This is a genomic window from Microcystis sp. M_QC_C_20170808_M3Col (genome assembly GCF_007095505.1).
In the GTDB taxonomy this organism is placed as follows: Bacteria; Cyanobacteriota; Cyanobacteriia; order Cyanobacteriales; family Microcystaceae; genus Microcystis.
In genome coordinates this window covers 1-12,365 of record NZ_SFBY01000198.1, presented here as the reverse complement: position 1 = coordinate 12,365, position 12,365 = coordinate 1, and the positions used below count along the sequence as shown (strand labels likewise).

Genomic DNA, 12,365 nt, shown 5'->3' with positions numbered 1-12,365 from the left:
CGTTCTGACTTTATCTGTGTGGGAATTTTCTTAACTCCTTCAACCAAACCCTTTACTACACAAGGATTTTAACCTTTTTTGTCCTCGATCGCTTTTTTATTTAAGCGAACGGTGAGTCAGTAAACTTCAGAAAGACGGGGGAACGGTGCTGATCTCCTCGGCCGATCTGGCTAAAAAAGGCATTATCACGGCGGATCTCGGGGTGGTGCGAACGGAATTCGCCGGACAGTACCCCGAGGTGGTGAAGCGATATATCGCCGTGTTGGATGAGGCGGTTAAGACATACCGGAGCGATCCGGAAAACGCGATCAAAGCTTTAGCTAAGGAACTGAATATCACGCCGGAGGAAACGGCCGCCGCGGTCAAAGAGTTGATCTGGTTGGATTCGAGTGAACAGCGATCGCCGAAATATCTGGGGACGACCGACAATCCCGGTGACTTCGCCAGAATCCTTAAGGAATCGGCAGATTTCGCGGTCAATCAGAAAAAAATCACCAGCGCACCCGATCTGGCCGCCTTTCAAAAAAGCCTCCTTACCAAAGCTCTCTAGTTTCTGAAAGTCCATGAGTTACTCTTTTGATCCGAAAACTATCTCCGATACCCTGACGCGAGAAGTGATTGTTTGCGAACTGGCCAACGTCGGTGTTACCTTCGGCTCAGGTAGCGAAGGAAATGAAGTCTTGCAGGACATTAATCTAAGCTTGTTCGCAGGAGATTTCGTCTGCGTGTTAGGCTCTTCTGGGTGCGGTAAGACGACGTTATTACGGGTCTTGGCTGGCTACCAACGGCCGACGACGGGAATGGTCACCGTCGCGGGGAAACGACATACCGAACCTGATCCCGATGTGGGGGTCGTGTTTCAACGTCCTAACCTGTTCCCTTGGTTAACGATCGCCAAAAATGTCGAGTTTGGCCCAAAAATGAAAGGAGTGAGGGATCGGGAACGAAAACAAAGGGTATCCGCTACTTTGGAGATGGTGGGACTCTCTGAAGCGGCGAATTTCTTCCCCTATCAGCTTTCCGGGGGGATGCAACAACGAGCAGCGATCGCCCGTACCCTAGCCGCCGAACCAGCGATTATTCTCATGGACGAACCTTTTGGCGCACTCGATGCGCTCACCCGCGAATCGATCCAAACCCATCTCAGAGGCATTTGGCAGAGAACAGGGAAAACGATCTTTTTCATCACCCATGACGTGGAAGAGACTCTCTTACTCGCCACCCGCATCGTTGTCCTCCACGCTCGTCCCGGTCGCGTGGTTAAGGATATCGTCAATCCTTTCGCCCACCGTGACCACGAGGTAACCCCGGCTTCTTTGCGGCTATCCCGGGAATTTCTAGAGATGCGACAGAATTTGGTGGATAGTATTCGCAGCGACGAGATATAGTCACTTGATCGCTTTAGGGATTTCAATTTCTCGCTCTATTGTTCAATCATTACAGTTTACATCTCAAATGGAATTGCTATAGCACTTGAGAACTTCATAAGGCGCACCTCCCAAAGAAGAAACAAAATAACAAGGTTTGATTCATCCTCCACAAAGGGTTCTCTACTATTTTATAAGTTTTTTCGCCTACCTACTTAACTGATAACTGATAACTGATGCAAAGCTGACGGCTAATATTGATATCGATCGCTATTTAGGACTAGGGTGGCATTTTTAGCGACAAAATCAATAATTTTTTTAGCCACATCAACACCGGTGGCCGCTTCTATTCCTTCCAAACCGGGAGAGGAATTCACCTCGATAACCACAGGCCCGTGATTGGACCGTAATAAGTCCACACCCGCAACCCGTAAACCCATGGCTTTAGTGGCCCGTATAGCCGTACTGCGTTCCTCTGGCGTTAATTTTACCTTTTCTGCCTTACCTCCGCGGTGAAGATTAGAACGAAAATCCCCTTCGGCCCCCTGTCGCTTCATCGAGGCTACCACTTTTCCATCGATGACAAAACAGCGCAGATCTGCCCCACTGGCCTCTTTAATATACTCTTGTACTAAAATATTAGCCTCTAATTGCCGAAAAGCTTCAATAACTGACTTGGCTGCTTGGTCGGTTTCCGCTAAGACTACCCCAATACCTTGGGTTCCCTCTAATAATTTAATCACTAGAGGGGTGCCGCCGACGGTTTCGATTAAACCATCGATATCTTGAGTTGCGTGAGCAATTCCCGTCACCGGTAGGCCTATCCCTTCCCGAGCGAGGATTTGCAGACAACGCAATTTATCCCGCGACCGAGAAATTGCTTGCGAGTCGTTGGTAGTAAAAACATTCATCACCTCGAATTGTCGGACGACTGCGGTTCCATAGAAGGTTTTTGAGGCAGCAATGCGGGGGATAATCGCGTCGAAACTCTCCAAGGGTTTACCGTTATAGACAACCGTGGGTTTATGGGAGGTGATGTTCATGTAACAGCGCAAATAATTGATCACTCGTACCTCATGACCTTGGTCCTCTCCCGCTTCTTTCAGTCGCTTGGTCGAGTAAAGAGAAGCGTCTTGCGATAAAATAGCGATTTTCATAAATTTTCGCTTAAATATTGCTTTTAAAACTGAATAGCTCGTTATTCCCCCATATTGGCTTTTTTGGCCGGCAACTCATAAAATTTCTCCTCTCGATCGAAGTCCATCGATTATTATGGCGCTGACAGTTCCCTTTGAACAGTTGGGTTAAATGAAAAGTAAAAAAGATCAAGCTTAAGAACCTAAGCAAAATTAATTACACATATCTAACCACCTCTTGCCTCTTGCCTATCTTCACTAGGAAATTAATTTTGCACGACTACTTAAGACTAGATTGGTTTTTGTCGTCAGGCTAAGTTTAATTTATAGTTTTAAGGATTTAATTGACTAACAAAGACTAGAGAAGGAGTAAAGGGAAAAGATGTCAATTAATAAATACAATTTTGTTACGGTTTTGCTCCTAGGGATGATCGATCGGTTAGAATGATAAGGTGATCGATGAAGAAAACCATGACTTTACTAGCGAAATCTTTAGAGGAACTGACCGACTGGGTAAAAGACCAGGGACAACCCGCTTATCGGGGTAAACAATTACACCAATGGCTATATGAAAAAGGGGTGCATTCTTTGGCGGATATTTCCGTATTTCCCCAAGAATGGCGCAGCAAGATGGCAGACTATCCTATTGGTCGTTCCCTTATACATTATCGCAGTGTAGCACCCGATCTCACTCGTAAATATCTGCTAAAACTGGCGGATGGTTTAATTATCGAAGCGGTGGGAATTCCTAGTGAAAAAAGATTGACAGTCTGTGTTTCTTCGCAAGTGGGTTGCCCGATGGCCTGTGATTTTTGTGCCACAGGAAAAGGGGGTTTTACTCGTAATTTAAAAGCTTATGAAATCGTTGACCAAGTGTTAACAGTACAGGAGGATTTTCAGCAGCGAGTTAGTCATGTGGTGTTTATGGGGATGGGGGAACCTTTATTAAATATCCCCGAAGTGGTGACAGCGATTCATTCCCTTAATAAAGATGTGGGTATCGGTCAGCGTTGTTTAACGATTTCTACCGTGGGATTACCCCATAAAATCAAGCAACTAGCGGCCCATAATTTACAAGTAACTTTTGCTGTTAGTCTCCATGCTTCTAATCAACAAGTTCGAGCTAAATTAATCCCCAGTGCCGATCATTTTACCCTAAGTAATCTGCTCCAAGACTGTCAGGAATACGTTCAAATCACGGGACGAAGGGTGACATTTGAATACATTCTTTTAGCGGGAGTGAATGATTTACCCGAACACGCAAGGGAATTAGTCAAACTGGTGAAAGGTTTTCAATCCCACGTCAATCTCATCCCCTATAATCCTATTCAAGAGGTGGATTATCAACGGCCTGATGAAAAAAGAATCAGGGCTTTTAAAACTATTTTAGAACAGGAAAAAGTCGCCGTTACTGTCCGTTATTCCAGAGGTTTAGCGGCCGATGCGGCCTGTGGACAATTGCGAGCGAGCGTCATGGTCAAATAAACTTGATTTGTTCACTACTCTATCATCAGTTTTCTCTGTTATAATTAGAGTAACAGAGGAGTTTTAGCGGTGTTGTTTGTTAATAATTGTAAAATTTAATCAAGATCGGGATGGTTATCGGGCAACACCTCAACGGTGGGGGCAAGTAACTGTTAAGTATGCTTCTTTAACTAGCGGTTTTGGTTATCCTGTTGCGGAATTTTTTCAGAGAGGTAAATTTTAGTATTTGTCAGCCACAGCAACTCGACTATTGGTAATTTCTTCGAGTTCGGGGGTAAGGATCATGAAAGGTAAAATATTAGCAATTGCAGCTTTAGGAACTTTAGCGGTTTTTAATTGTTTTCCTCGGATAGCTTATAGTCAACCGCTACTTGTCAGCAAAGAATCAACCACACCCACCTCGATCATAATTGATGATGAGGAGATGGCACAACTTCCCATGCCTGTTCGTCAAGGATTGGAACTGTATCTAGCGGGCAATACTGGTGGTGCAGTTGATGTGTGGGTAGATAACGGAATTAAATTCGCCAAGGATCATGAGGATTTTTTTGAATCAGCTGAACAAGCTAGAAGTGAAGTCCAGATCTGGGAGGAATTCCGTTTGAAAATGAAAAAAATTCTCAAACAATACACTCAAGCTAGTGGACCTTGTAAACAATCTATTTTCCTGCAAGAACTTATCTATCCCCAGAATAAGTTTTTAAGACGTTTTTTCCTGAAACTTCGCCACGAACAGGATTCTTTGTTTGTAGAGTTTATGACTTTACAGACCCCTAAAGGGGTGTACATTACCCACATTCACTTTCATCCAGACCTGCGAGAAATCATCGGGGATGATAAGTAGGACAACATCAATCGACTACACTAGATCAAGGCGGTAGCGTTGCGACTTATCGGCAGGCTTATCTTCAAACAATTAACAGCGATCACTTAATCCTATTCAAGAGGTGGATTATCAACGGCCTGATGAAAAAAGAATCAGAGCTTTTAAAACTATTTTAGAACAGGAAAAAGTCACCGTTACTGTCCGTTATTCGAGAGGTTTAGCGGCCAATGCGGCCTGTGGACAATTGCGATCGAGCGTCATGGTAAAATAAACAACCGTCAATCGGCCATTAACTAGATTGCTAGTCTCCCTGCTAGGCTAAACTAGAGAACTATAACATCAAGTAGGAGCCATTTAGATGCAAAGTCTCTCTAGTGCCAAAGAAAATCGCCTTTTTGTCTATGAAGTCGTCGGTTTGAGTCAAAATGACAAGACTGATAACCTAGATTATTCTATCCGTAAGAGTGGCAGTGTCTTTTTAACCGTTCCCTATGGCCGCATGAATCAAGAAATGCGTCGGATTACCCGTTTAGGCGCTCGCATCGTCAGCATTAAACCCTTAAACGCAGCTGCAGCCCAGTAGTTGAAAAAATAATTATCGGTAATATCTCTCCCCCGCTCTTGTCCTCATCAGGCAACCTAGGGGGATTTTTAGCATAAATAGGGAAAAGTAGCATAAATCTTAATAAAAAGTAAAAATGCTACAAGTGTAACAGTTTTTAACCAGAGAGTTGACCTATCCTTAAGGAAAAGATAAAAGCGATGTCTGTGGTTTTTTTAAGATAACTCTCGATTAGGCCTAGGTGTAGTGTACCGATGGTAGGCTAAACTATGGAACGATTATCGTGACTTGAGTTGGGAGTTATATTTAATGTACAGTCCGAGTACACTAGCGGGAAGCCGTTTATTTGTTTACGAAGTGGCGGGTCTCAATCAAAACGACAATACTGACAGCTTGGATTATTCAATCCGTCAGAGTGGAAGCGTGTTTTTCACGGTTCCCTACAGTCGCATGAATCAAGAAATGCGTCGGATTACCCGTTTAGGTGGTCGTATCGTCAGCATCAAACCCTTAAATGGGATTGCCCCCGTAGCAACTGTTTCTAGTGCCTCCACACCACAGCCAATCGCTCAATCATCGCCCGTCCCCGAACAGACCAAGAAAAAGGCCATGACTCAAGCGAAAGAAAAAACAGATATCCCAGTCAACATCTACCGTCCGAACCAACCCTTTATCGGCAAATGTATCGAGAATTATGCTCTCGTTGATGAGGGAGGTATCGGTATCGTACAACACGTCACCTTTGACCTTTCTGGGGGCGATTTACGCTATTTAGAAGGGCAAAGTATCGGTATTATCCCCCCGGGTAGCGATGCTAATGGCAAACCTCATAAATTGAGACTCTATTCGATCGCCTCCACCCGTCATGGTGATAAATTAGACGATAAAACCGTATCCCTCTGCGTGCGTCAGTTAGAATACCAACACCCAGAAACCAAGGAAACCGTTTATGGAGTTTGTTCCACCCATCTTTGTCATATAGAGGTGGGTGCTGATGTGGCTATTACCGGTCCCGTGGGTAAGGAAATGCTGCTACCAGATGACGAAGATGCCACTATCATTATGATGGCCACCGGGACCGGAATCGCTCCCTTCCGAGCTTTCCTCTGGCGGATGTTCAAGGAACAACACGAAGATTATAAATTCAAAGGTCTAGCTTGGTTGATTTTCGGAGTTCCCAAAACGGCGAATATTCTCTACCAAGAAGAATTAGAGAAAATAGCGGCGGAATTCCCCGATAACTTCCGTCTCACCTATGCCATCAGCCGGGAACAGCAAAATCCCCAGGGAGGTAGAATGTATATTCAACACCGGGTAGCCGAACACGCTGACGAAATTTGGAATCTACTCCAAAGTCCCAAAACCCACGCTTATATGTGCGGACTGAAAGGGATGGAAGATGGTATCGACGATGCTATCACCGGTGCCGCCGCTAAAAATGGTGCTGATTGGTCTGTCTATCAGAAACAACTGAAAAAAGAACATCGCTGGCACGTAGAAACCTACTAAACTAAAAAGGTTCTCGGAAAATTTTTTCGGGTGGGCATTGCCCACCCTTTTTGTCTTGGTTTCGGTTAAGATCAGTTTTTTAAAAGGCCTTTAATAAAGATGAAATTCTCTCGACGCTTTTTTCCTGTTTTCCTTGCCCTCTGCTTACTGTTTATTTTCCTGCCCCGGGCCTGGAGTTTTACTAATAGCCAAAAACAAATTCTGGCAGATTTAAAAACAGCCGAGATTATTTATCTGGCAGAAAGGCACGATAGTCAAGGCGATCATCAGGCCCAATTAGCTATTATCAAGTATTTACAGGCCAATAATCCCCAAATAGCGATCGCTTTTGAGATGTTTCAACGTCCTTACCAAATCTATTTGGATCAGTATTTAGGGGGCCAAATTAGCGAAAATCAGTTGAGAGAAAAAAGTGAATACGACCAACGTTGGGGATTTGATTGGGAATTTTACGCCCCGATCCTGCGCTTGGCCAAGGCGAAACAACTACCAGCGATCGCCCTAAATACACCCACGGAAATCACTAGAAAAGTGGCACAGGAGGGCTTAGAAAGCCTCTCCACCTCAGAAATGACCTACATCCCCCCTAAAAGCGAAATAAACCAGGATAACGAGGAGTATCGTCAACAGATCTTAGCCGTTTATCAGCAACACACAGGGGGCAAAAGTCAGGGATTCGATCGCTTTTTTTTGGCACAGGTCCTCTGGGATGAAACCATGGCCGATGCGATCGCTAAATTCTGGCAAGCTCATCCCAACTATCAGATCATCGTCCTAGCAGGAAAAGGTCATATTGCCTACGGTTACGGTATTCCCAGTCGAGTCCAAAGAAGATTAGGCGATCGCGTCATCCAGCGCTCGGTTTTCTTGGGAGACGCTCCTCAATCATCACCAGAAGAAACCAAAAAACCCGCCGATTATTTTTGGCAAGAGCCAAATTAGGCCAATCAGGAGCTAGGAAGCAAGGGATGATAAGCTAAGAAGCCAGTCTTTTAATTTAGTGGATAATAGGTCTGAAAAACTGAGGCTATTTATGATTAATTTAACCTGTCAAGATACCAAAACGCTCGATCGCATTTTAGCTGTGACTCGTGCCGTGGGTTGGGGTGGTGCTAAAATTCTCCAATCCTACTACCGGGGTGAACAGGATTTAGCCATCAACGAGGAAAAAAAAGGCGGACCAGTGACGGCGGCGGATTTAGCGGCAAATCACTATATTTTAGGGGAATTACACAGAAATTTTTCTGATATCGACTTTGGTTATCTGAGCGAGGAAACCCATCAGGGCAATGAAGCTATCCCGAAAGATTGGGTATGGATTATCGATCCTTTGGACGGAACCCGGGATTTTATCGACAAAACGGGAGAATATGCCCTACATATCGCCTTATGTTATCAAGGAAGACCGATAATCGCCGTGGTTGCCCTACCAGATCAAGAAAAACTCTATTTTGCCCAAAAAGGAAAAGGTACTTTTCTAGAAACTAGCGACGGCAATATTACACAGGTAAAAGTTGCCAATAAAGATAAAATTACCGACCTCTATCTGGTGGTTAGTCGTACCCATCGCGACCAACGTTTTGATAATTTATTAAGTCAAATACCTTTCTTTGGTAAAAATTATGTGGGTAGTGTGGGCTGTAAAATTGCCACGATCCTCGAACAAAAATCCGATGTTTATATCTCCCTATCGGGGAAATCGGCGGCTAAAGACTGGGATTTTGCCGCACCGGAGTTGATTTTAACGGAAGCAGGCGGCAAATTTTCCTATTTTGATGGTCAACCCGTGCGCTATAATCGCAGCGATGTGCGGCAATGGGGGGGGATCATGGCTAGTAATGGTCCTTGTCATCAACAACTTTGTCAGTTGTCCACGGCAATCCTCGCCCAAATTGATGCCACTGTCTAATTTCTGCCCCCCTAACCCAGAATCGGAGATCGGTAGAATGGAAAAAAACCAGATCGAGCAATGTTACGGTTAAAAACTTGGCAAGGGTTGATTTTAGCAGTTCCGATCGCCGCCGTGGTGATTTTTCTGATCGTGGCCGCCGGCTTTCAGATCAATCAATGGGGTTTAAATTGGATTTGGGCAGTTTTTACCCTGATTTTTGTTGCTTGGCGCTTCCTGTTGGTCAGATGGACGCGCCCAGTAGTCGGGGAAATTGAAGCCACCATTGGCGAAGTTAAGGCAGAATTAACCCCTCCTGACGGTGATTCTGGGGGAAATGTCGAGGAAATTATCGAGAGAATTATCGCCGAGGCCCGCAATGATCGCCCGGTGTGGGAAGATTGGGCGACTTTTTGGCAACGCTGTCAGGATTTGGTCAATGCCATCGCCCAGATATATTACCCCGATGTCAAGTACCCCTTATTAAATATTTACATTCCCCAGGCCTACGGTTTAATTCGGGGAACTGTGGATGATAGCGATCGCTGGATGCAGAATCTTTCCCCGGCCCTGAATCAAATCACCATCGGTCAAGCCTATCAAGCCTACGAAGTTTATCAAAAATTGCAACCCTCAGCCCGGAAACTTTGGCAGGTCTGGAATTGGGCGCAATGGCTAATCAATCCCGCCGCGGCTGTGGCTAAAGTGGCTAGTCAAAAGTACAGCGATCGAGCGGATCAGCAATTATTAGTCAATTTAGGGCAAGTTTTGCGGGAAAATGCCCTGAGAAACCTCTCTCGCCAAGCGGTGTTACTCTACAGTGGCAGTAATCTCGCCCCCACTCTCCCCACCAAGACGAAAATCGCGACCACTACTCTCAAAGAAATTCTCGCCCAAGCTGAACCGATCACGGAAATCGATCGCCAACCAGTTAATATTCTGCTGGTTGGACGCACTGGGGCCGGCAAAAGCAGTTTAATCAATACTCTTTTTCGGGCCGATTTGGCCCAAGTGGATCTATTGCCCAGTACCGACGCAATCCAATCCTACCATTGGCAAACCCCAGAAGGAGACGAGTTAATCCTCTGGGATACCCCGGGCTACGAACAGGCAAATCGGGCTGATTATCGGCAAAAGGTTCTCAATTATGCCGAAAACGCCGATTTATTGATTCTTGTCACCCCCGCCCTCGATCCCGCCCTGGCCATGGATGAGGCTTTTCTTAAAGATTTGCAACAAACTATTGACAATTTACCAGTTATAGTATGTGTTTCTCAAGTCGATCGCCTGCGTCCGCTGCGAGAGTGGCAACCCCCCTATAATTGGCTGACGGGAGAAAGTCCCAAAGAAGTCAATATCCGCGAATGCTTGCAGTATCGGGCGGAATTATTCGAGGAACTCTGCGATCGCATTTTGCCGATGGTCAGTCAACAGCCGGATAGAGAAGCTTGGGGGGATGAGGAGTTATCAATCGCTTTGCTGGGGGCAATTTCGCCCGCAAAACAGTTGCGTTTAGCCCGTTTTTTAGCGGATTTAGAAACTCGAACTCTGGCAGCGGCTAAAATAATCGATCGCTATACTTTACAGATGGCCACGGGGCAAGGTTTAACGGCCCTATTAAAAAGTCCTATTCTAGGTTTTATCTCCACTTTAGCCACGGGAAGACCGACTTTAGCCTATCTTTTAGCCGAACAAATTCCTGTGGAACAATTACCGGTAGCGATCGGTAAATTACAGATGGCCTATGAGCTTTTTTCTCTCTTAAATCCGGAGAATAAAAGTTTTGATTTATTAGCACTTTGGCCAATACTATTAGAAAATTCTAGCACTGCCGACAAGGAAGCTTGGGCTTGGGGTCATGCTCTAGTAGAATATTGGACAAAGGACTTATCGATCGAACAGTTCCGGTCAAGTTATCAGGGGTATTTAGAGACGATAAAAACAGGCCTCTAACCAGATTAATTAAGCTAAAACTTTCTTCCACTTTAAAAGTATAGGAGAGTGGGGAGGAGAGGTTTCTGGGGTTGAGATTTCTAGCCTTTGTACTAAAATTACCAATGGGAGAGATTTTTTCGTGTTTTTTTGAAAGTTCTATTCATTTCTTTCATTTTCAGAGTTTTCATCGTTAGTTTTCGACGAACTCCCCAAACCACTAAAATAAAAGGCGGTGACTGCTGTAGCTATTGGCCCTAAAAAAGTATAAATTGTCTTAGAAGAATCATTAATTAGGGTTGCCGCTTTATCCACTCTACTTTGTACTTCTTGTTCTTCGATAGCTTTCAAATTTATATTTAAATTAAAAATTCCAAGAGAAGCAAAAGAAATGAGACAAATAGAAAGAATTTGTAACCCAGCAGTGGTTAACAATCCCAACCAAAGCCACCTTGCTAAGGAACCAGCTACTTTAGTATTAAAATTATGTCTTTGGTCTGAGGGTGATATAGCTGTAGCTGGTTTACCAAATGCAGATACTTCATTGTCTAAATGATAAGGCTCCGGATTCTTCTTTAGATTATGACGCACAGAGTTCCTTTCAGTTGGAAGAGCCAAAGAAGCGCTGGGATCTTTTGGGTTGTTAACTTCCTCTGTCTCATTTTTTGAATCACTGGTCATAACTAAACAATTAGTAGTGGTCTCTGTTCATTACCTTTTTGGAGTATTAATTGAGTATCTTCCTCTGTCTCAGTTTTAGCATATAAAGCCATGAGTTTTAATCCTTTACGAATGACTTCAGACTCTGTTAAGTCTAGCTCTTTAGCTATTTCTTTAAGATATTCAGAGTCCTTTTGACTAAGATTTACTCGAAATTGTCTGGTAGCCATTTTTTTTTGTTAATTCAGTAATAGTCTGCCTTTAGAAACTTAGCATCCTAAGTACAGTATCCTATCTTACCCTAATTACACCAGATATGTCAAGCAATTACACTAGATATGTCAAGCAATCGCACCAGATATGTTAAGTCAACATAAACGAGTCCTGACGGTACTTAATGGGTGCAATAAGTCAAATACCATCGACTTATCGACTTATTTGCTATTAAAAAGCTATTTTTCGCAAATTTTAACCAAAACAATCTTAAGTTTTATTCATGCTTAGGTACAACAGGGGGTATAATAGGGTATTTAGTAGGTGGTACTATATACACATATATGCAAGGCATATCAATGGGTATATTGTGGGGTTTAATAGATACCACAGTGCTGAGTTCCTATGGTATGATAGTTCCATCAACTTTTAGATAGATAAAAGTATGGCAGACACAACTAAACAAGTGAGTATGCTAGAATTGGAGTTAGAAGATGATCTAATCAGACAAATTGAAGATGTAGCTGATTCTGGTTGTTTTTCAAAAGATGAATTATTACAAAGTATTTTAGAAGCATGGAGATATCATCAAGCCTATATACATAGACTTGAAAATATGGTTCAAATAATCAATATTAAGTAATTCGATTTGATGGTAACGTGGAATCATTACTCACCGTTCGCTTATTTTTTGAGGTCAGGTAACGAAAATATGGCTGAAAAGCTGACCCCGTAAAGGATTGAGCGAACGTTACTGACCCATTTTTATCCATCAGCAAAGAAGTCA

13 protein-coding genes and 1 pseudogene are annotated in these 12,365 nt (G+C 43.8%); 11 read left to right on the top strand and 3 right to left on the bottom strand.

Annotated features, from left to right (window positions below; genetic code table 11):
- Nucleotides 1–145 precede the first annotated feature (145 nt).
- Complete coding sequence (locus EWV84_RS08825; RefSeq protein ID WP_287077704.1) at nucleotides 146–550, top strand: hypothetical protein; 405 nt, start codon at nucleotides 146–148, stop codon at nucleotides 548–550.
- A gap of 13 nt (nucleotides 551–563) precedes the next feature.
- Complete coding sequence (locus EWV84_RS08820) at nucleotides 564–1,388, top strand: ABC transporter ATP-binding protein (protein WP_287077703.1); 825 nt, start codon at nucleotides 564–566, stop codon at nucleotides 1,386–1,388.
- A 230-nt stretch (nucleotides 1,389–1,618) separates the two neighbouring features.
- Here the strand turns inward: EWV84_RS08820 and rimK are convergent, their stop codons facing one another.
- Nucleotides 1,619–2,524 carry a 30S ribosomal protein S6--L-glutamate ligase gene (rimK, locus tag EWV84_RS08815; protein ID WP_287077702.1) on the bottom strand — a complete coding sequence of 302 codons (906 nt, stop codon included), beginning with the start codon at nucleotides 2,522–2,524 and terminating at the stop codon, nucleotides 1,619–1,621.
- A gap of 450 nt (nucleotides 2,525–2,974) precedes the next feature.
- Here rimK and rlmN point away from each other — a divergent pair, with 450 nt between their 5' ends.
- From rlmN to EWV84_RS08775, 8 genes and pseudogenes are all read left to right on the top strand, one after another.
- Entirely contained in the window at nucleotides 2,975–3,988 is a 1,014-nt protein-coding gene (rlmN, locus tag EWV84_RS08810; RefSeq protein WP_287077701.1) for a dual-specificity RNA methyltransferase RlmN, read from the top strand.
- A 283-nt stretch (nucleotides 3,989–4,271) separates the two neighbouring features.
- Nucleotides 4,272–4,832 carry a hypothetical protein gene (locus EWV84_RS08805; RefSeq protein ID WP_287077700.1) on the top strand — a complete coding sequence of 187 codons (561 nt, stop codon included), beginning with the start codon at nucleotides 4,272–4,274 and terminating at the stop codon, nucleotides 4,830–4,832.
- Between the two features lie 88 nt (nucleotides 4,833–4,920).
- Nucleotides 4,921–5,085: pseudogene (locus tag EWV84_RS08800) on the top strand (dual-specificity RNA methyltransferase RlmN); the annotation flags it as partial.
- Nucleotides 5,086–5,172: 87 nt separating this feature from the next.
- Entirely contained in the window at nucleotides 5,173–5,397 is a 225-nt protein-coding gene (gene cpcD, locus EWV84_RS08795; protein WP_287077698.1) for a rod-capping linker protein CpcD, read from the top strand.
- A 288-nt stretch (nucleotides 5,398–5,685) separates the two neighbouring features.
- Nucleotides 5,686–6,885, top strand: coding sequence for a bifunctional rod-capping linker CpcD/ferredoxin--NADP reductase PetH (cpcD/petH, locus tag EWV84_RS08790; protein ID WP_287077697.1), 1,200 nt, complete (start codon nucleotides 5,686–5,688; stop codon nucleotides 6,883–6,885).
- A 99-nt stretch (nucleotides 6,886–6,984) separates the two neighbouring features.
- On the top strand, nucleotides 6,985–7,827 hold the full coding sequence (locus EWV84_RS08785) for a ChaN family lipoprotein (protein WP_287077696.1): 843 nt from the start codon (nucleotides 6,985–6,987) through the stop codon (nucleotides 7,825–7,827).
- 91 nt (nucleotides 7,828–7,918) lie between these two features.
- Nucleotides 7,919–8,794 carry a 3'(2'),5'-bisphosphate nucleotidase CysQ family protein gene (locus EWV84_RS08780; protein ID WP_287077695.1) on the top strand — a complete coding sequence of 292 codons (876 nt, stop codon included), beginning with the start codon at nucleotides 7,919–7,921 and terminating at the stop codon, nucleotides 8,792–8,794.
- A 60-nt stretch (nucleotides 8,795–8,854) separates the two neighbouring features.
- Nucleotides 8,855–10,726 (top strand): GTPase family protein, encoded by a 1,872-nt coding sequence (locus tag EWV84_RS08775; protein WP_287077694.1) that lies wholly within the window; start codon nucleotides 8,855–8,857, stop codon nucleotides 10,724–10,726.
- A 138-nt stretch (nucleotides 10,727–10,864) separates the two neighbouring features.
- On the opposite strand, the gene EWV84_RS08770 is transcribed toward EWV84_RS08775, so the two are convergent.
- Nucleotides 10,865–11,386, bottom strand: a complete 522-nt coding sequence (locus EWV84_RS08770; protein WP_287077693.1) for a hypothetical protein — start codon at nucleotides 11,384–11,386, stop codon at nucleotides 10,865–10,867.
- A 2-nt stretch (nucleotides 11,387–11,388) separates the two neighbouring features.
- Nucleotides 11,389–11,595, bottom strand: a complete 207-nt coding sequence (locus tag EWV84_RS08765; RefSeq protein ID WP_002762605.1) for a hypothetical protein — start codon at nucleotides 11,593–11,595, stop codon at nucleotides 11,389–11,391.
- A 428-nt stretch (nucleotides 11,596–12,023) separates the two neighbouring features.
- On the opposite strand from EWV84_RS08765, the gene EWV84_RS08760 reads away from it, so the two are divergent.
- Complete coding sequence (locus tag EWV84_RS08760) at nucleotides 12,024–12,221, top strand: hypothetical protein (RefSeq protein ID WP_002762603.1); 198 nt, start codon at nucleotides 12,024–12,026, stop codon at nucleotides 12,219–12,221.
- The last annotated feature ends 144 nt before the right edge of the window (nucleotides 12,222–12,365 follow it).